General features: G+C 62.8%; 14 protein-coding genes and 1 pseudogene. 9 read left to right on the top strand and 6 right to left on the bottom strand.

The window, feature by feature from the left end:
• Window positions 1-13: 13 nt before the first annotated feature.
• The 4 genes from AC1DKR_RS18215 to AC1DKR_RS18200 all read left to right on the top strand — a co-directional run bounded on the left by AC1DKR_RS18215 (window position 14) and on the right by AC1DKR_RS18200 (window position 3,991).
• Window positions 14-1,609 carry an AAA family ATPase gene (locus AC1DKR_RS18215; RefSeq protein WP_478034253.1) on the top strand — a complete coding sequence of 532 codons (1,596 nt, stop codon included), beginning with the start codon at window positions 14-16 and terminating at the stop codon, window positions 1,607-1,609.
• Window positions 1,606-2,499, top strand: a complete 894-nt coding sequence (locus AC1DKR_RS18210; RefSeq protein ID WP_478034251.1) for an HNH endonuclease — start codon at window positions 1,606-1,608, stop codon at window positions 2,497-2,499. The genes AC1DKR_RS18215 and AC1DKR_RS18210 overlap by 4 nt, the downstream gene beginning before the upstream one ends.
• Before the next feature lie 612 nt (window positions 2,500-3,111).
• Complete coding sequence (locus tag AC1DKR_RS18205) at window positions 3,112-3,468, top strand: hypothetical protein (protein ID WP_478034247.1); 357 nt, start codon at window positions 3,112-3,114, stop codon at window positions 3,466-3,468.
• Window positions 3,469-3,514: 46 nt separating this feature from the next.
• Window positions 3,515-3,991 (top strand): cold-shock protein, encoded by a 477-nt coding sequence (locus AC1DKR_RS18200; protein ID WP_478034244.1) that lies wholly within the window; start codon window positions 3,515-3,517, stop codon window positions 3,989-3,991.
• A gap of 121 nt (window positions 3,992-4,112) precedes the next feature.
• Here AC1DKR_RS18200 and AC1DKR_RS18195 read toward each other — a convergent pair whose 3' ends face one another.
• Window positions 4,113-4,553: a YbbD-related protein gene (locus tag AC1DKR_RS18195; RefSeq protein WP_363733898.1), complete on the bottom strand. Its 441-nt coding sequence runs from the start codon at window positions 4,551-4,553 to the stop codon at window positions 4,113-4,115.
• Window positions 4,554-4,635: 82 nt separating this feature from the next.
• The gene (locus tag AC1DKR_RS18190; protein ID WP_363733896.1) at window positions 4,636-4,881 is read right to left on the bottom strand and encodes a hypothetical protein; all 246 of its coding nucleotides are present in this window, start codon (window positions 4,879-4,881) and stop codon (window positions 4,636-4,638) included.
• A 266-nt stretch (window positions 4,882-5,147) separates the two neighbouring features.
• Here AC1DKR_RS18190 and AC1DKR_RS18185 point away from each other — a divergent pair, with 266 nt between their 5' ends.
• The 3 genes and pseudogenes from AC1DKR_RS18185 to AC1DKR_RS18175 form a co-directional block, all read left to right on the top strand.
• Entirely contained in the window at window positions 5,148-5,810 is a 663-nt protein-coding gene (locus AC1DKR_RS18185; RefSeq protein ID WP_206140162.1) for an imm11 family protein, read from the top strand.
• A 41-nt stretch (window positions 5,811-5,851) separates the two neighbouring features.
• Window positions 5,852-8,566, top strand: a complete 2,715-nt coding sequence (locus tag AC1DKR_RS18180) for an XVIPCD domain-containing protein (RefSeq protein ID WP_478034237.1) — start codon at window positions 5,852-5,854, stop codon at window positions 8,564-8,566.
• Window positions 8,567-8,610: 44 nt separating this feature from the next.
• Window positions 8,611-8,730 (top strand): annotated as a pseudogene (locus tag AC1DKR_RS18175) (ATP-binding protein); the annotation flags it as partial.
• Between the two features lie 187 nt (window positions 8,731-8,917).
• Here the strand turns inward: AC1DKR_RS18175 and AC1DKR_RS18170 are convergent.
• Entirely contained in the window at window positions 8,918-9,646 is a 729-nt protein-coding gene (locus tag AC1DKR_RS18170) for a carbon-nitrogen hydrolase family protein (RefSeq protein ID WP_478034235.1), read from the bottom strand.
• Between the two features lie 328 nt (window positions 9,647-9,974).
• Between AC1DKR_RS18170 and AC1DKR_RS18165 the strand changes: the two genes are divergently transcribed.
• Both AC1DKR_RS18165 and AC1DKR_RS18160 read left to right on the top strand, forming a co-directional pair.
• Window positions 9,975-11,480 carry a YifB family Mg chelatase-like AAA ATPase gene (locus AC1DKR_RS18165; protein ID WP_478034230.1) on the top strand — a complete coding sequence of 502 codons (1,506 nt, stop codon included), beginning with the start codon at window positions 9,975-9,977 and terminating at the stop codon, window positions 11,478-11,480.
• Window positions 11,481-11,631: 151 nt separating this feature from the next.
• A complete protein-coding gene (locus AC1DKR_RS18160; RefSeq protein WP_478034225.1) occupies window positions 11,632-15,978 on the top strand; it encodes an AAA domain-containing protein in 4,347 nt (1,448 codons plus the stop codon).
• On the opposite strand, the gene AC1DKR_RS18155 is transcribed toward AC1DKR_RS18160, so the two are convergent.
• The 3 genes from AC1DKR_RS18155 to yidA form a co-directional block, all read right to left on the bottom strand.
• Window positions 15,975-16,277 (bottom strand): hypothetical protein, encoded by a 303-nt coding sequence (locus AC1DKR_RS18155; protein WP_223496980.1) that lies wholly within the window; start codon window positions 16,275-16,277, stop codon window positions 15,975-15,977. The two genes, AC1DKR_RS18160 and AC1DKR_RS18155, sit on opposite strands and share 4 nt — an antisense overlap.
• Window positions 16,278-16,539: 262 nt before the next feature.
• The gene (locus AC1DKR_RS18150; RefSeq protein ID WP_478034222.1) at window positions 16,540-18,855 is read right to left on the bottom strand and encodes a TonB-dependent receptor; all 2,316 of its coding nucleotides are present in this window, start codon (window positions 18,853-18,855) and stop codon (window positions 16,540-16,542) included.
• A gap of 359 nt (window positions 18,856-19,214) precedes the next feature.
• A complete protein-coding gene (gene yidA / locus AC1DKR_RS18145; protein WP_394196774.1) occupies window positions 19,215-20,048 on the bottom strand; it encodes a sugar-phosphatase in 834 nt (277 codons plus the stop codon).
• Between the last annotated feature and the right edge of the window lie 18 nt (window positions 20,049-20,066).

The raw sequence follows: 20,066 nt of genomic DNA, 5'->3' as shown, positions 1-20,066 counted from the left end.
GGACCCGTAACCAATGAAATTCATAGCAAGAAAATATGGGGAATACGCAAGCTCCAACTCCCGGGGAACTATTCAGCTAATTCCCAACAACTGGGATGACTACTCTTATAAGACGCAGTTCGCCGTCCACCTAGTGCGGGAATCCGGGGAACACTCTTTCCTCGGCGACGTCAAGATCGGATATGAAGGACAAGGCCATGGCTGGACAATTGACGCCATGGATAAAACATTCTCCGAGTTATCAGAAAAGTGGTTCTCCATAGGACTGGACGTAGACTTCTACAGCAAAGTTTCTGCGCTTGGCGAAAACGAGCGGAAATTCATCCTGGAAGGATTGCGTGATGTTGCATATAGCGAAAAAGCCCTAGCGGTCGCACAAAAGGAAAATGTTTACACAACATCTCTATTGCGCGGAGTGAGCGAGGAGATCATAAAGACTCAGTATCGCCGAGTCATGCAAGGCGGAGCAGTTCTAACAAGCTACCGTTTTGAGTACAATAATAAAGGTGACGACGAGAGATCTCCCGTGGAGCTTTCCTTCAACGTCGAAGCCGACTCCAAGCCTCCAACCAATATTCACGTGCTCATCGGTCGAAACGGCATTGGAAAAACTACCATCCTCAACGGAATGGTGGCAGCAATACACCCCGCTTACGCCAAAAATAGCAGCGGAGAATTCCGCTCGCAATCCCGCGAACCCGGCATGGCCGGGAAGAGCGGTGAACCGCTTAATGGTTTGGTGTCAATTTCATTCAGCGTTTTCGATCCATTCGTGCCTCCACCCGACAGTCCAGAGCCAAAATCTGGGCCCAAGTATGCCTACCTTGGAATGAAGACGCGGCATTTGAGCGGGGACGAGAGCGGACAGAATTTGGAAAGGGTTGAAAGTGATAGCGGACTCAAGACCGAAGAGGAGCTCCTCGCTGATTTTGAGGAGGCCCTTCTCGCCTGCATGTCTCAGGAGATAAGAAGAAAGAGATGGCTGACAGCGATCAATCGCCTGGAGTCTGACGAGAACTTCGCAGCCATGCGACTCAGCCAAATAGCCACTGCTTTCGATCAGCAAGGAAGAAATGAAGCACTTGCTATTGCAAGAAGACGCTTCAAGAAGATGAGTTCGGGCCACAAGATTGTCCTACTTACAATTACTGCCCTTGTGCACCTGGTCGAAGAAAAGACTCTTCTTTTGATGGACGAGCCTGAAAGCCATTTGCATCCGCCATTGCTATCGGCCTTCACGCGAGCACTTTCGGAAATACTGCACGACAGAAATGGCGTAGCGATCGTCGCGACACATTCGCCAGTGATGGTGCAAGAAGTTCCCCGAAACTGCGTATGGAAGATCTCAAGGTCTGGACTCGAGTGGCGCAAGGATCGCCCCGCCAGAGAAACCTTCGCAGAAAATGTTGGAATTTTAACATCGGAAGTATTTGGACTAGAGGTTTCAAAATCCGGATTTCATGCGCTACTCAAAGAAGAAGTTGATAGCGGCTCCAGCCTCGAAGAAATCATAGAGAGTTTTGGCGGAAAAATAGGCATGGAGGGAATATCCATCCTTGCCTCGATGATCGCATCAAGGGACTCCATAAAGGCAGGAGAAGAGAATTGATCCTGATGGAGAAACCCCAAGTGCCGCAAAGGATGGTACACCTAGACTGCATCTCTGGAATCAGTGACATGCCAATGAAAGCTAGGTGCACTGAGATAGCCGATCTAATCGCGGAGGAGGAGACAGAATACGAGCGAATGGCCAATGCCAGAGAGCTCCACCTTGCACTATCGCATCCGCGCGGCGGGGATGAAAATTGCGAAATGCTTAGGGTTACAAGAGGTGACCTTAAATCACTTTATTCTAAGCAAATGGTCCCAGCCTCGAAGGCCGCAAGAGTTCATTATGACTCGATAAAAATGTCAGCAAAGGGCAATATCTGTCCCTATTGTGGCGTGGGGAGCGTCGAGACCTTAGACCACTTCCTGCCGAAGGGAAGATATTCCCGTTTTTCCATTCTGCCTATCAATCTTGTTCCTTCATGCAGAGACTGCAATACCACCAAGGCCGATGATGTCTGCACCTACGAGAGCGCGTCATCTCATCCATATTTTGAGGATACTGCCGTGATGACCGAACAATGGTTACAGGCAGAAATTCTGGAGGCTGGTGAGATCCTTGCCGTCTACTCGGCGACCCCCCCTGATCATTGGCCGGAGCGACGCGCGGCGAGGATCACGAATCACTTCAACGCATTGGGCCTTGCTAGACGATACGGAATCCAAGCTGCAACTCGCATGATCGTTTACGCCGAATTTATTGCCGAGATGAGGAAGAACGTCGGAGAGGATATGATGACCAGCGTGCTCAACATGTATGTTAAGGGAGAAGTAAGAGCTGCCGGCGTCAACTCTTGGCAAGCCGCCTTAGCGAGAGCGGTCCTCAGAAGCGAATACTTTCTGGAAGAAGGCTACCGGCGCTTTGTCCGGAATTCCCAGGCCGCGCAGTGAGCTCCGAGATTTTGAAGCGTAAACGGCTGTCGGGCCCTGTCCCGGCAGCCAGAGCTCCGAGGAAGGTCTCCTTGCAAAGTACTCGATTCTTGGCTTCTCTCAAACATGGAAGCCATGGGTTCTCGCGGAGAAGATGACAGCCGCCTCAACTCCCTTCAGTACAAGGCAGCCCCGGATCGAGAGCTGTCGTTTTCGGCCCCATCCAGAACACACGCATGGCGAAGTTTGGCAGACTAGCTCCGAGAGTGTTGAAAGCCTTGCCTCTCCTGTCTCTCCTCTCGTGGAACCGTGTGCGACAATGCCAAAAACGTCTCGGGTTTTGGCGGTTTTGGCCCCAACCCCTTGGCATTCCAAACAACATCAGGCAACTCTGGTAGAGCCACCGACAACGGGTGGCCGGGCGTCGAAAACCCGAGTTCTAGGGATGTTGTTTTTACGCTTGTCAGCCGGCACCGCCACGCGTGGTGCCGGCTGGCAATCCGTCTGCCGGCTATGGCGGGCGGTGCGTGGGGGTCTTGTACCCGCCGGTTTGTCCCTAGCCCGGTTTTCGAGCCACGCATCGTCCGCCACCTTAATCGGTGGCGGCTTCTGCCTGCTTGCACGGAGCCTGCCATGACCAAGCCGCACTCCCCTCCCCCGCGCCCCATCCAGGAAGCGCCCTCGCCCGCCCCTGCTCTGGACCCCAACAGCCTCATCGCCATCCTGCACAGCATCGGCGCCGGCGCTGCAGCCGATGGTCAGCCGTGGCCCGAGCGCCATCACCTGCGCAGCCGGCAGATGCAGTTGTGCGACGCCGACTGCGCGCTGACGGGCCAGCGCATCGTGCAGGAGATCCTGCTGGCGGCCGAGCGCACGCGCCAGAACGGCGGGCCCGACCAGTACGTGGGCGATCGGGTGATGGAGGGACTGGTAATGGCCGACATCGCACTCACGGCCTTCATCCACGAGCGGGTGCGGCCACAGGACTGAGGGCGCACTTGTGGGCGTGACGTTCTGTTTTTGTGCGGGGTGATGAATGAAGAAACACGGCCTTGCCGCTGCGGCGGTGTGCATCGCGTTGATCGGCGCAGTATGGGCGGAGTGGCCCGAGCCAGCGGGCGATCAGGTGTGGGCCTACCAGAAGCTGCAGCCAGTCGACTACCGGCTGCTGCACAGTGATGCACTCGGCTTCGTGACCGCCAAAGCAGATGAGGGTTTTGAACTGCACACGCGCTATGCCGGGGTGACGTCCTTCGAGATCCGCTGCAAGGGCGTTCTGGTGATGGACGTGGAGAATACCCCCTCACGCGTGCTGATCCGGATGCCCGCCGATGCACTTACGCGGGCGCCGGATATCGAGCGCCTGCGTTTCAGTTTCGAGCGATGGTTGGGCTACCACCAGAGCCAGGGCGGGTTGCTGGTGAAGAGTGCAGGAACATCGTGGATCGAAGCGCTGCTTGGGCGCTTCAGTGGGGCGGTCCCTGATGGGCAGCGGTGTCCAACTAGAGCTTGAACTCCAAATCGTCCTGTTACTCAAAATCGGGGAGACGTCGGCCTGACTACGTTGAGGGAGTCCAAGTTCGGACGAAGAGGGTTGCCGTTCGTTATCGAACTTGAGCGCCCGGACATCGGTCTCAGAACTTTACTCTGCTGTAAACAAGGTCCAGTTCTTCATCATGCATGACCCAGCGACCAGCATTGCCCTCCGGACACAGGTAGAACTTTCCGGCGTAACTTGACGCGCGCGACCAAGCGCTTCGGGCGAACTGGGGAAACCGCCGCATGACTCGCGCGTCCGGCATCTCCGGCCTGCTTGCCAGCGTGCAGTCTTCAGGCAAAGTAAGAATCCCGCTGGTTAAACGAAAGACCAACCACGACTCATTGGTGTCCATGTCGTGCGTCTCTTGTATGTTGACAGCATCCTCAGGCAACCACCCGGGCAACCACTTCGATTCACCGATTGCCTGTCTCGAAACGGCTTGGTTTCGGTCTGCATATTGAGTGCTTGCAACTTCCGAGCAGCCAGAAAGTGCGAGTGCCAGCGTGACCATCAGGAAGAGCTTGCGAGTGTTCATTGGAGGCATGCAAGTCATCAGTAGGGGAAATTTCCACCGGGACGATAGCTCCCGCACATCTGCGAGCAACTCCCAGCAGGGCTTACTCGTCCGGCCAGTTCTCCTTCGAGGCACATATCGCATGATTGTCGAGGGAGGTCACCGCCATATCAAGGCGTCGCTCATCGAGGTTGTCGATTATCTTCACCCTGAAGCTCTCCGAAGAAGGACGCGTAGCGGCTGTTGAGCATGAACTCTGCAATGCGACCAGCAGGATCAGCAGGCAGAAGCCGGAGAGCGTTCCCAGAGTGCCATTGAAGATCTGCCTGCGTGGCATAGCCGGACGCATATCTCCTCCTTGTAGATGCCTACGTTCCTGCGCAAGGCCCAGGCTTCGGCCCCCTCGCGCCATCATGCCACGGACGCGTGGGCTCCCCGATTCTGCCGGCGGGAATCTCTCCAGTCGCTTCACCCGCAGATCCAAATGGCGGTCCGCCAGTCGCCGCCGCCGCCTCAAGCGTCCCTTCGCGGCACCGTTCCGACGGAACTTGTGGCTGCGCTGCAGCCCCGCTAGCATCGGCTAAACAGCTTTCCCGTCCTGCCCCCGCATCCATGATGGAAGCCCCCGTGACCGAATCGACCCCCATTGAAGTTCCAGCCGAAGCCGCATCTCATAAGGGCGAATTTTTCCTGATCGACGCCGGCTTCCTGGGCAACGGTAGGGTTCCCGGCATAGAAATCGCCAACGAAGACAAGCTGATCGACCCGGGGATGAATGTCGTCTCGCGTCCTGACGGAACGCCAGACCAGTATCCGGAGCGTCCCCACCTGGTTCATGTACCGGAGAAGGGCGGAATGCCACGCGATCTGGAAGAGCTCGCTGGCATATGGATTGTGTCGGAGCCTTTGAAGCAGTTGCTTGAGCAGGTGGACCCCGAGGCGTTTGCATTTGTGGCATGCGACTTCAGCCTTGCTGACGGCAGCCCCGGCCCTCGGTACTACCTGGGCAATGTGCTGCGCAGACTCGATGCCCTGGATGAAGCCGCTTCGCGCGTGAGGATCAAGCTCGACCACAATTATCAGACCGGCGAGGACGAGAAGCTTTACAGCCTCGTCGGCGGAGCGAGCCTGGTGTTCAAACAGGATGTTGTGGGAGATGCCCATATCTTCCGCCAGGTTCGCATGGGCGCACCGCCCATCTGCGACCGCGCGATGTTTGATGCATTGACTGCGGGCAACTTCTCCGGCGTACGGCTGCGCGATGTAGCCGATATTTAAGACGAGCTCTTTCAAACGGATTCTTGAATGAGGTGGTGCGCATGGCCGACACACCGGTTTTTCAGGGACACCATCTGATCGAACAGATTGCGTTCGAACAGAGCCCGCTGCTGAAGTCGCTTGCCAGGAGTGGTCATTTCGCGCTCCACGGACCCGACAACATTCTCAACCTGCCCGCGAACCCCGCGCTGGCAACCAGGTTGGGTATTTCGCCACACTCAGGCGGCCCTCTGGGTGCGTATTCGGATCAGCTGAAGTTCGTTCTCGACGACCTCGCGGAAACGTACGATGGCCGAGCCCTGCTGTCGAAGGAGACTCCGCCGGATGTGCGGGCTGCCGCTGCCGAGCGTATGGGTGCCCGCATCCAGAACCTCGAACATACCCTTCGCGCCGGCATCCTCAACGGCGACCTGGTCACCAACACGCCCGAGAACATGACCCCGGCGGAAGCCAACGCCAAGGTCCGCACCTTCTTTTCTGATCTGGACGGCTACCAGCGTACCCACGCCGCACAGATTGCGGAACTGAAGACCCTCAACCCCTCCGAGCTGCGCTGGCGTGGTGTCACCCAGTCCGAAGCCAACGTGAAGTTGGCACTGGATGCCATCGACGAACCCGGCAACTCTACCCTGAGCGAGCGCTGGGGCGGCCGCGCATCGTTGGGCACCGCAATTCAAGAGGCCAACGAGGGCGGCCGCCTGCCGCTGACCGAGCACACTGCCGTCCGCGTTCGCACAGCGTTCAACCCGGAAATGCCGCTGGCCATCGTGCGCCCTGGCCCGGCAACCGCGGCTCCGGAACTGGCTGGCACTGCAGGGCGAGCGGGCGCTGCGGAAGGCGCCGCCGAGGCTGCCGTCGCCACACGCGGGCAGATTAGCGGCGCGCGCGTACTCGGGGCCGCTGGTGTCGCTGCACTGGCCGTGGATTTCGCCATCACCGGTCACCGCGTGGCCGAATTGCGCAGCGAGGGCAACGACGCTGGCGCCAGATCTGCCGCTACGCACTTCGTGGGGCGTACCGCGGGCGGCTTTGGCGGCGGCTTCCTGTTGGGCGCGGGGTACGGCGTGGTTACCGGCTCGTGGACCGGACCAGGTGCGCTGGCTACCGGGCTGCTGGGCGGCGTGGCCGGTGGCTTCGCCGGTGAGTACTGGGCCCAGTACCAAGACAAGAAAGCGGTCTACACCCAGGTGGACCGCAGTGGCAACGAATGGAGCCGCGACCCGGAAGATGCAAAGGGCACCTGGAGCCGTAGCGTGCGCACGCCGCAGCCCGACGGAAGCTACCGCGATACCACGGTGGCCGCCGGTGGCCGGCTGGTGGATGAGCTGAACTACAAAGCCGCCAACGATTCCTATTCGCTGGGCATGGCAAACCTGCCCAAACCGCAGAACCCGTTCAAGCTCGATGCCGGCGGCGATAACACGCCACCACGCGAACCGTTTGAAACCAACCGCCACTACGTGCGCAACCCGCACAACGGCGAATGGAACCTCTCCATCCACGCAATGATTGATGGGCGCGTCCCCTTCGACCACAGCGTGTCAGTCAGCCCGGAAAAGGCTGGCCATCTGGAACTGGAATCGCAGCGCATCATTGCCCAGAACGCCGCCAACACGCCGGAGGCACTCGCCGCCCGTTACCAGGTGGCGTTCAACCAGTACAACTGGCACGAGTTCGCCACCATCGAGCCGGTACCGGAGGTGATCGCCAACGCGCAGACCCAGACCCAGCCCTTGCGCGCTTCCAACGGCGAGAAGTACACACAGGACGCCAACGGGCAATGGCACACCCCGGGTTGGGTGTATGGCACCAACCCGGCCGAGGGCAGCATCATCGAGGAGCTCAATCGCACGCGTCAGAGCCAGCAGGCCGGTGTGCAGGAGCTGATGTCCATGGCCGACATTGCCCGGGCCAATCCCACGCCAACCGAGTACGGCCTGCGCAGCCAGGTCGTGGACGCCTACCGAAGCGCCGGCATTGTGCGAAACGCAGTTGAAATTGATGACGCTGTAGCCGCGGTTGCCCAGGATCACGCACGCACCGTGCCCAGCTTTGGCACCTTCATGCTGCAGTTACAGAAGGATGGCTCGCTGGCCACATTGGCTGGGAAAGATGACGAGCGCATGCAGATCGTTTCCGTCACCACGCCAGAGGAGATTGCTCAGGCACACGCGCAGCGCGCTACCGCAGGTCAGGAGCAGCAACCCGCGGGCACCCCGCCGCGCGCACCCACCACACCCGAGCCCGCGCCGAGTGCATCCCCGCCGCACACCTCCAGGCCTGCCACGCAGCACGACGCTGACGTGGACCGACACCACAGCACAGCCCTGCGCCCGGATGGCAGCGGGCTGCTGGAGCAGTTGCGCTCGTCGGTAACCATGCTGGATGAAAAGAACAACAAGCCGTGGGACCAGAGCAGTGATCGCCTGCTGGCCTCTGCCTACAGGCTTGCGGCAGAGGCCGGGTTCAAGCCCGGCGACAAAGTGGACATGGCATTGAATGAGGCCACCGAAACCCGTGCTGCGGGTACCACATTGTTCGTGACGCGCTCGGGGCCGGGCGCGTCATCAGACCCCGCCGCCAACCGGGTGCAAATGCCGACGCAGGACGCGCTGGCCGTCGCACCGGAGCAGCAGTATGCAGCGGCCAACCGGAGCCTTGGTGCTCAGGACCAGGAGCGGTCGCAGCAGCTGGCGCAAGCGCAGACGCAGGAGCAGCAGCGTGAGGAGAGCCGGCAGGGGCCGCGGATGGGCTGAGGGCAGCGTGACAATGGATACTTCATGGAACGTAGGGTTCCTGCTCAAACGTCAGCGGCCAAGCGCATGCAGGGTGCGCGTTGGAATTAGCCGCAGCGGGTAGACACCATCTACTTCTGATTGGAATTTCTGGTTGCGGCAAGACGCCGCTGGCCTCACGCCTGTGATCTTACTCGTGCGGTCGTGTTCCAGTCGCCTGCCTGGATCCAGACGAGGCGGATTGCCTGATGCCACGTTTGCTTGCATATGCCCAGCGGCCGTTGCCAGAGGCGGACAAGGGACTCGAGCGAGCTCCATCCGAGCATCTCAAGTCTCCCAGGCATTGGCTCGCACTCCCGCGATGCTCATTGCCTAGAGCGCCACGGTGCTACCGCTTTGTTCTGCCAGGTCATACACCACCAATGCCTCGTCTCCAGTTCCGGCGCTGCATCTCAGCGCACCACTGTTGTCCCAGGCGGCAGACTCTCCCGTCATCTCAAATCCATCGGCATGGCCCACGCCATTGGCTACCATTACGATCATCCCAAGCTCCCGCGCGACTGCTGCGTAATGGTGATGAGCGCGTGCCATACCGGCCATGTTTTTTGCAACGCTGGCGATGTAGACCGTTGCTCCCGCCTCCTTGGCCCGCAAGGCGCTATCCATCTGTAGCGATTCGAAACAGATGGCGGGGACCAGAATTTCCTTTCCAACGGTTACTGACAGGGGCGTGGTTCCTGCCCTGAAGTAAGGCAGTTCGTCGGCATGGAGCATTTGCTTGGTGTAGACAGCGGGTGCTTGACCGCAGCGGAAGACGAACATGCCGATCTCCGGCCCATCGCTACCACGATATGGCCCGCCGACTGCGATCAAAATCTGATGTTGATCGCTCAGAGACTGGAATACTCCCAGACGAGCATCATCTGCCGTCATTGCCAGCTGCTCTGCCATCCGCGGCTCATACCCGGTCAGCGACATCTCCGGAAAGAAGACCGCCGCACCGCCACACGAGGCGGCCAGATCAATGAAGTGGACGTGCCGTTCGATATTGCCATCGACGTCGCCAGGAGCTGATCGCATCTGTGCTGCAACAATCTTCATTCCCATTCTCTTTACTCAGGCTAAAGCTGAAGTGATAGCGGCTTTGTACGCTGATTATGCAACCGCCAGCTGGGTGTATCCAACGGGCTTCATTGATTAAATCGGCGGTTGTTCTGTGGGGTAGTCAGCGTGATTGCATGCTGGGCCATCGTGGGTCGAGGCGCGCTCTGGGCGCTTCGGCGGCTCGGTGCCTGATGAGCAGCGCTGCCTGTTCGGAGCGCCCGAACCACCGTTGGCCGGAATCCCCCTAGCCGCTGCACCAGCAATCCCCGATACCCCCTGGAGAGCGCCTACCCCACCATCAAGCGCCCTCCGCAGGAAATCACACATGAGCCTGGCGCTGGTCCACAGCCGTGCCCGCGCCGGGGTCGACGCCCCGCTGGTGCGGATCGAGGTGCATCTTTCCGGTGGCCTGCCCGTCACGCAGATCGTCGGCCTGGCCGAGACCAGCGTGCGCGAGTCACGCGAGCGCGTACGTGCTGCCCTGCTCTGCGCGCGCTTCGACTTCCCGCAGCGGCGCATCACCCTCAACCTCGCCCCCGCCGACCTGCCCAAGGAGGGCGGTCGCTACGACTTGGCGATTGCCCTTGGCATCCTCGCCGCCAGCGGTCAGGTCGATCCGCAGTCGCTGCTGCAGTATGAGTTCCTCGGCGAGCTGGGCCTGACCGGTGAGCTGCGCCCGGTGTCCGGTGCGCTGCCCGCCGCGATTGCTGCAGCCGAAGCCGGGCGCATCCTGATCGTGCCGCCCGGCAACGCTGCCGAAGCTGCGCTGGCCCAACACGCGGATGTGCGCGTGGCGCGTACTCTGTTGGAATGCTGTGCCGGGCTCGGGAATCCACGATTGCTGCCGCAGGTGGAACGCGTGGACACTACACCGCTGCCACTGCCGGATCTGGCCGACGTGCGCGGGCAGGCGCTCGCACGCCGGGCACTGGAAGTGGCGGCGGCCGGTGGTCACCATCTGTTGCTGATCGGCAGCCCCGGCTGCGGCAAGACCCTGCTGGCCTCGCGCCTGCCCAGCCTGCTGCCGGATAGCGAAGAGATCGATGCCCTGCAGTTGGCGGCCATTACTTCGGTCAGCGGCGAAGGGCTGGACCCGAAACGCTGGCGGCAGCGGCCGTTCCGCGCGCCGCACCACAGCGCGAGCGCGGCGGCGTTGGTGGGGGGCGGTAATCCGCCCTGCCCCGGCGAGATCTCGCTGGCGCATCACGGCGTACTGTTTCTGGACGAACTGCCCGAGTGGAACCGCAGCGCGCTGGAAACCCTGCGCGAGCCGCTGGAATCCGGCCACATCCGCATCTCGCGCGCGGCGCGCAGCGTGGTCTACCCCGCGCGCTTCCAACTGGTGGCGGCGATGAACCCGTGCCCCTGCGGCTGGGCCGGCGACCGCAGCAACCGGTGCCTGTGCAGCGACGAGCGAATCACCCGCTACCGCGCGCGGGTATCGGGCCCGTTGCTGGACCGCATCGACCTGCACATCAACGTGAGCCGCATGGATGCGGTGGAGTTGCGCGAGAGCACGCCGCTGGGTGAACCCAGCGCCAGCGTGCGTTCGCGGGTGGAAGCGGCACATGCGCGGCAGCAGTCGCGTGGTGGCCTCAATGCGCACCTGCCGCCTGCTGCCCTGCGTGCGTGCACGCGCTTGAGCGAAGCAGACCAGGACCTGCTGGAGCAGGCCATCGAGCGCCTGCAGCTGTCGGCGCGGGCGATGCATCGCATCCTGCGCGTGGCACGCACCATTGCCGATCTTGCCGAAAGCGAGACCATCCAGACCACGCACCTGGCCGAGGCCATCGGCTACCGGCAGCTCGACCGGGGCAAGCCGGGCGCCTAGCGCGCTGCTGCTTGCACGAACGAATCAGATTCATCTGGTCTCCGCCACGGCAGAGGGCACTGGCCCCCTCCCCGCCACGGGCGACGCGTGCGACCATGCAGGACCCAGTCCCTAGCGGTGCCTGCCTTGCCAGGTGCCCGCCCAGCCATACATGAGCACTCCCCAGCCGCCGCACCTGCCGACCTCCGATGCATCCACTCCGCTGATACCTGCGGCAAACGGCGGCGGCGGGCCTCTGGGTGAAACGAAGATGCGCGAAATCGCGGTGCGGATCTCGCAGTACTTCCGCGATTTCCTTGAATCGGATTTCAAGCGCGCGCAGGCACCGCGGCGCCGCATCGTGCTTACCAGCGATTCCGGCTTCCGCGCGGGCATGCGCACCGCGCCGTATCCGGCGTTGGACAAGGAGCTGTGGAAGCTGCTCAGCCGGCCCTCCGGCGAGGAGCTTTCGTTCACCATCGGCCCGCGCAGCTATACCCGGCCGATCAGCGCGACGCTGCGCCGCATCGTCGAAGAACAAGTGAACGCCATCACCGAGACCGCCATCGCCACGGTGCGCGTGGCCGTGCTGGACAAGGCGCGCGCCAGCATGGCCGGTGCACTGGAAGACCCGGAAGCCTGGGTGGAATCGGTGCAGGGCGCCCTGGTGGATGCGATGTGCGTGCAGGTGGTGCGGCCGCTGATCGCGCATCTGGCCGGCCCGCTGCAGGGCCAGGCGTACTGGGTGATGGATTCGCTGCATGCGGCGGAATCGGACCTGGTCACCCGTTCCGTTGTCGATCTGTACCAGACGCTGCCGGAGGTGCTGGCGCGCCTGCTGGCCACCGGCGACGAGCTGCCGCTGCAGCTGGCCTGTGAGCACCAGCTGACCCGCGACGGCACGATCAGCGCGCTGATGGCGTTCTTCGAGAACTTCGTGGCGGCCGACGCCTTCCATGAGTTCCGCGACCTGGAAACCTATGTCGCCACCGGCGATGGCCTGCAGCTGTATCTCTACGTGGGCACGCTCAAGTACGCGGGCGTGCAGTACCCGGTGTTCTACCTGCCGCTGGACGTGGTGCGGGCCAAAGATGGGTCGGGCTACACCCTGACCCTCAGCAACCGGCTGTTCGCCAACCGCCGCGCGATCGACTTCGTGCTGCAGGAACTGGCCGTAGGCATGGCCCGCGAGTGGGTGTCGCCGATCCAGGAGCGCATCCAGTACCTCGACCCGGCGCAGAGCCTGTTCGAAGTGGCGGCGTCGCTGTTCCGGCAGGTGGCCAACGCGGTGGATCTGGGCGGCGACGTCTCGCTTTCCTCGTCTGCCAGCGAGGCATCCACCGCCACCGTTGCGCTGTCGCCTGCCCTGCACCTGGCTGCGTTCGAGCGCGCCGACGAGGCGCTGTTGAATGATTTCGAGGAGATCATCGACCAAGCCCGCAATGGGGGGTCGAAGCTGGTGGATCTGTTCCACGGCATGGTGGAAGGCGTGCTGATGCGCAACCCCGAGCCCATCGGGGAACGCGTGGAATCCGCCTGGGATGCGCTGCCGCTGGTGGAGCGCATGGTGTTCGATTCGCCCATTCCGCTGAACGAGGAACAGCGCAAGATCCTGCTGGCGGTGCGCGAGCCGCAGGGGCGGATCGTGGTGGTCGAAGGCCCGCCCGGCACCGGCAAGTCGCACACCATCACCGCCATTGCCGCCGACTGTGCGTTCAACAAGAAGAGCTGCCTGGTGCTGTCGGACAAGACCGAAGCGCTGGACGTGGTGTACGACAAGCTGTCCGATGCGATGAGCCGGGTTCGCCACGATCGCGATTTCCCCAACCCCATCCTGCGGCTCGGCCAGCAGGCGGCCAACTTCAAGCGCCTGACCTCCACCGGCACGATCAGCCAGATTTCGGCCTTCGCCAAGGCGATGAAGGCCAACCAGCCCGCCCTTGAGAGCGAGCGCCAGGACACGGCACAGACGCTCCGGCAGGCCATCTCCAATACCGTGCAGACGCTGGGGCGTGTATCGCTTGCCGCAGTGAAGACCATGCACGAGCAGGAAGCGGAGCTGGGCGAGCGCGCCCCCGCGGTGCTGCAGCAGGTGCACGCGGTGATGGATGCCAACGTGCTGACCGAGCTGGAAGCGGTGACCGCGCAGGCGGACGCACTGGAAGACTATCTTGCCGACCTGTTCGGCAGTACCGACTACACCCCGGCGTCGCTGGACGAGCGCATCCGTCGCGATGCGGTGACCACCGCCTTCCTTGCCAACCGACCGGTTGACGGCTGGGCGCTGTTCGAGTCGTTGGATGCCGAGCAGATACGGCTGCTGGGCACGCTGTTGCTGCAGTACCAGCAGCTGAAGATGCCGCTGCTGGGCTATCTGCTGCGCGGCAATGCCGTGCGCGGGCTGGAGCTTCAGCTCAACCAGCTTGGCACCACACGGCCGCTGCTGCTCAAGCAGGATGCAGCCGCCCTGCAGGACATCGTGCAGGGCGCAAACGCGCTGCGCATGAAGCTGGAGGCCGAAGGCCTGGGCACGCAGCTGCCGGCCAGCTACCGGCAGATCGCCCACGGCGCCGCGCCGGGACCGGGTGCGGCGGTTGCACGACAGGCGATGACCCTGCTGGCGCGGCTCAACCCGGCCATCGTCGAGACCCTGCTGGCCGAGCCGAAGGACGACCCCGCGCTGTGGGCGCTGACCCTGCGCTTCCTGCAGGGCTGGATGGCCACGCGCAAGGCCTTCGTCGACGCGCCGCAGTACGACTATGTCGGCACCAAGACCAAGCTGGAACGCCTGAATACCTCGGTGATGAATGCCCACGTGGATGGGCGCCTGATCAGCTTCATGGATCATCACCGCGCCGATGCGCGGGCATTGGCGGGCGTGATCGCCAACCGGCAGAAATTCCCGGTGGACAAGTTCGAGAGCGTGCGCGAGTCGTTCCCGGTGATGATCGCCAGCATCCGCGAGTTCGGCGAGTACATGCCGCTGGCGCCGGACCTGTTCGACGTGCTGGTGATCGACGAAGGCTCGCAGGTCTCGGTGGCGCAGGCGCTGCCGGCGCTGCTGCGCGCGCGCAAGGTGGTGGTACTGGGCGATTCCAAGCAGTTCTCCAACGTCAAGGCCGCCAACGCCAGCATCGCGCTGAACGACAAGTACCGCTCGGACCTGGTCAACTACTTCCGCACCAACGTCAGCCAGCAGGCCGACGTGCTGGAACGGCTGGCCATGTTCGATGTGAAGCGCTCGGTGCTCGAGTTCTGCTCGCTCTCGGCCTCGTACTCGGTGATGCTGCGCAAGCATTTCCGCAGCTATGCGGAACTGATCGGGTTCTCGTCCTCCACCTTCTACAACCACCAGCTGCAGGCACTGAAAATCCGCAGCCGGCCGCTGCAGGAGGTGATCCGCTTCAGCCAGGTCGATGCCAGTGGGCACCGCACCAGCCGCAGCACCAACGAAGCCGAAGCGGCCTTCATCGCCGAGCGCCTGGTGGAACTGCTGGATACGGACGCGCCGCCCACGGTCGGCATCATCACGCCGTTCCGCGAGCAGCAGACGCTGTTGTCCAAGACGCTGTTCAACCATCCGCGCGGCCGCGAGTTCGAAGAGCGGCTTCGCCTGAAGGTGATGACGGTCGACTCCTGCCAGGGTGAGGAACGCGGGCTGATCTTCTATTCGATGGTGGCGACTGCCGGCCAGGATGCGCTGAACTACATCTTCCCGGTCAGCCTGAGCGGCGCGGTGGATGCGGTGGAAGACAAGCTGAAGGTGCAGCGTCTGAATGTGGGCTTCTCCCGTGCGCAGGAGGCGATCTGGTTCGTCCATTCGATGCCGGTCGATGCGTTCCGCGGTGCGATCGGCAATGCGCTGCGTTACTACGCCAGCCAGCTGGACCGCCCCGCGCCCGACGCCGCGCAGACAGACGCGCGCAGCCCGATGGAATCGAAGGTGCTGCAGTGGCTGCAGCAGACGCCGTTCGTGCTTGCCCATGGCGATGCGGTCGAGATCATTCCGCAGTTCCCGGTGGGTGACTACCTGCGCCAGCTTGACCCGACCTATCAGCACCCGGCGTGGCGCGTGGACTTCCTGGTGACCGTGCAGACCGTGCGCGGCGCGCTGCAGATCGTGATCGAGTACGACGGTTTCGAATTCCATTTCCGCCGCGACAAGCCGGTGCATGTGGGCAACCACGAGCGCTATCTGGTGGAGGCCGACGTCGAGCGCCAGCTGACCCTGGAAAGCTACGGCTACCGCTTCCTGCGCATCAACCGCTTCAACCTGGGCAGCGACCCGGTGCAGACGCTGTCCGACCGGCTCTATCGCCTGATTGAAGTGGCCGGCACGGAAATCCGCTCGGCCGCGGTCGATCAGGTGATCGAGCAGGTGCAGGGACTGGAGTCGAAGGAAAAGAAGGTCTGCAGCCGCTGCGGGCAGATCCGCAGCCAGGAAGAGTTCTTCGACCCTGACCTGCGTGCCGGTGCCGGTGGGGTAGGACGGATCTGCATGCCCTGCAAGGCGGGCTAGGCGGTGTTGCGGGGTGCCAGCGTGCGCAGTGCCACCGCCGCCAGCCTGCGGCTGACCAGCGCGTAGAGCTCTTCCAGTTCGGCCGCGCGCGCGTCGGTCATGTTGGTACCGAACAGTACCCGCGACAGCGCCGCCTTGTGGGTATCGGCAGGATAGCGCGCCCGCGCCCGGTACACGGCCTGCAGCACCAGCCAGGCCAGGCGGAACCCGCCCCCGGGCAGGGGGCGGACTACGCGGTCATAGACCTGCCAGAACTGGTATTCGGCCTCCAGGTCGACCGCCGGTGCTGCGAACGGCACCGGACGCGCACGTCCATGGGCGCGCCTGCGGACCGGAGGGAAACGGGGGTTGTGCTGTGCCATGCCTACAGGATGACCCAGCAACATTGTGGGAACCTTGCGTTGGTGCCACGAAATCAGTGCAGATTGTGCAAACAGCGGATGGAGTCGGAGCCCTTTGCGTGGCAAAGGGATCCGACCCCGGTCGTGGCATCCGCCGAGGAGCTGCCAAGTGCATCCACGCATGGCGTGGATCTACTGGGGTCAGGGCCCGTTCCGCAGTTCAGAACGACATCGAGGTGCTGAACATCACCTGCCGTGGGGCGCTGCGCTGCAGGGTCTGGTAGTCGCCCGAGAACGAGGAACCGGCGATGGTGGCGGTGCCGATGTTGTTGCGGTTGAACAGGTTGCTCACGTCCAGCCGCAGCTCCAGCCCCGGCAGCAGGCTGTCCGCCCCCAGCTTGTAGGCCGTGTATGCGTTGACCTGCCAGAACGTCGGCACGCGGATGTCGTTTTCATAGGTGAAGGGTTGGCGCAGGTACGAGGTGCTGGTGGCACCGAAACGCCAGCCGCCGAAGTGCGCGGACAGGTCACTGACCAGCGACAGCTGCGGATAGCCCGGCTGTGCGTTGCCCTTGATCGGGTACACGGTATCGCCCACCACGAAATCGCTGTCGTAGTACGAGCGCGCCAGTGCGATGCCCTGGTAGAACTGCAGGTGGTCGGTCAGGTCGGCGGTGATGCCGAGATCGGCGCCGATCACGTGCATCTTCGGCATCAAGCGCACCGTGTTGATCTGCGCGAACTGGGTGCCGATGGCTGCCGACAGCAGGCGGTTGCGGATGTCGTTGTAGAACACATCACCGGTCACGGTCAGGCGGTCGAAGCGGTGGCTGGCGCCCACGGTCAGGTTCCAGTTCTTTTCCGGACGCAGGGTGCCGGCCACGCGGTCGAACTCTTTCTGGTCACTGATGGTCCAGGCCGACGCGGTGTAGCCGATGTTGCCGCGCTGGGCCACGCGATAGCCGTTCATGGTGTTGACCAGGTCGATGAAGGCATCGGTCCGCTCGGTCGGGCTCCAGTACAGCGACACGTGTGGCAGGAAGTTGCTCTTTGCGCGCAGCGTGCCGAACACCGGGCGCTCCGCTGAGTCGCCGATGCCACCACCAGTGGTAGTGAAGTCCACGGCCTTGAAGCCCAACCCCAGCACCAGCGTGTCGGTGACGGCGTAGTTGTCATGCAGGTAGAGCTGCCGTGAACGGGTCACCCAGCTGGATGCGTTGTCGGTCTGGAACGCCGGACCGTACACATCGAACGGCCCGGTGGCCTTCAGTGGCTTGCCCTCCCCCAACAGCGGCTGCTGGTACCACTCGGTCTTCGCGGCCGCCTTGCTCTTCTCCTGCCAGAAACCGGTGGTGAGGGTGTGCGCACCGGTCTCGAACTGCAGGTTGAACATGCCCCCCAAGCGATTGAGGTGCGGCGTCTGCACCTGCTCGGAGAAGGGCGCGCCGTTGGGCGACGGCACGGTCGGGTCGGTCAAGGTGGCCTGGGTGTGGCTGTTGACGTTGTACAGCTGCACGTTGCCGCTGAGCGCGGGCGTGATCTGGAAGCGATGGTTGATCGAAGCGACGCGGTCGCGGGTCACCTGGCCGGTGTCGTAGGGAATCAGCTCGGACAGCTCACCGCAGGTGTAGGCGCCGCAGGACTTGTCGGCGTTCTCCGGCGAGGCCACGTAGTACGCCCACGCATAGTCCGGATAGAAGCTGTCGGCCTTCCAGCCCAACTTGCGGATCATGTCGAAGGAGATGTTGTTGTAGCCCCACACCGCGGCCTTGCTGTCGGACAGGAACACGGTGAAGTCACCCCACGCCACATCCTGCTGGGCCTTCAGGTCACCGCGCAGGAACTTCTGGGTGCCGGCGCCCTGGTACTTGTCGGCCGACACGCGCTGCAGGTCGACCAGCAGCTTCGGGCCGTGCTCGCCCAGCTGGCCGCTCTGGCCGGAGACCGTGGTGACCAGCGTGTTGTTGCTGCCCACGCCCTGTTTGAGGCGCAGGCTGGGGGTGTCCTGCAGGTCGCGCAGGCGGTACTCGAGGCTGCCGCCATTGACGCTGCTGGAGAACACACTCACCGGTGCACCGCCCGGGCTGACCGTGATCGAACCGATGCCATCGGGCACACCGACGTTGACCACGCTGGTGCCGGTAAGCGAGAGGAAGCCGTTGTCGTTCAGCGGCACGCCTTCGAAGGTGATGCCCATTTCATTCATGCGGAACCCGCGCACGAACAGGCTGGTAGCCGAGATGTCCAGGCCGAGGCCGTCGGTGGCGGTGTAGCTGGCGCCCGGCACGTTCTTCAGCATCGACAGGCCGTTGTTGCCGGACACCATCGAATCCAAGTCGGTGGCGTTGATGACGTAGCGGTTCGGGCCGACCACCTGGGTGGGCGCGACGGCTGCACCGCGTGGGGTGGCGATGACCTGCAGCGCGTTCAAGGTGGTGGGGGTGTCGTGGGCCGCGTCGGTGGACTCGGCAGCGTGCAGCGGTGCAACGAGTGCGATGCCGATTGCCAGGGCAAGAAGCGTAGGTGGAGTGTTCATGGCCAGATCCAGGGTGCAGGGGAAAGGTGGCGCAGGCGCACGCCCAGCGCGATGCAGCGCCGGTGTGCGGCGCGCTGGCTGGCGGCGATTGCGTTGAAGTGATGACGGCGCGGTACGCGCCGGTCAGTGGCGGATGAAGACGATCATCTGCCGTGGGATTCGGTGGCGTGATTTCGACGTGCGGAATTCTTGCATCGCACTGCCGCATCCGCCATTGCACCGTGGTACAGCGCCGATGGCGATGTGTATGGATGGGCTATACGTGGGTATAGCCCTTGCGTGGTAGGCCGACCTTGGTCGGCGCTTGCCGGCTGCGTGTGCCAACCAAGGTTGGCACCTACCGGAAGATGGACGCGCGGTTACTGCAGAACGAAACGCTCGATCGCCTTGGCCACGCCTTCATCGGCGTTGGTGGCGGTCTCGAAGCGCGCCACGGCCTTCACCGCATCGATGGCATTGCCCATCGCCACGCTGGTGCCGGCGTACTGCAGCATGGTGAGGTCGTTCTCCTGGTCGCCGATGGCCATCACGTTGGCGCGGTCGATGCCCAGGTGCTCGGCCAGCTTCTGCAGGCTTGGCCCCTTGCCGGCGCGGTGGTCGAATACTTCCAGGAAGAACGGCGCGCTCTTCAGTACCGCGAAACGCTCGGTCAGCGCGGCTGGCAAGCGCGCGATGGCAGCATCCAGCACGTCCGGCTCGTCGATCATCATCAGCTTGATGAAGGACATACCCGGGTCCATGTCGGCCACGCGGCGGTACGACAGTGGCATGCGCGAAAGATGCGAGTCGGCCACGGTGTAGATGCTGATGTCCTGGTTGGGCGTGTACATGCGCGTGGCATCGAGCGCCTGGAAGTGCACGCCGATCTCGCGGGCAACCTGTTCGCAGTACACGAAGTCATCGAAGCTGAGCGGATACTCGACCACCGTCTCGCGCGGGCCGATGCGCTGCACGAGGCCACCATTACAGGCGATGCAGTAATCATCGTCGCCATCGATGCCAAGTTCGTGCAGGAACGGCGCCAGCCCCGGAACCGGGCGGCCGCTGGTCAGCACGATATGCACGCCCAGCGCGCGTGCCCGGGCGATGGCCTGCTTCACGCGCGCGGTGAGCTTGTGGGCGGGGTCCAGCAGGGTGCCATCCATATCGATGGCGACCAGTTCGATGGTCGATTGCCTGCGACCCATGTCCATCATCTTCAACCAGTGCGG

The sequence above is a fragment of the Stenotrophomonas sp. 01N47 genome, from assembly GCF_056399165.1.
The sequence above is the reverse complement of the archived record's forward strand: the minus strand, read 5'-3'. Positions and strand labels throughout refer to the sequence as shown.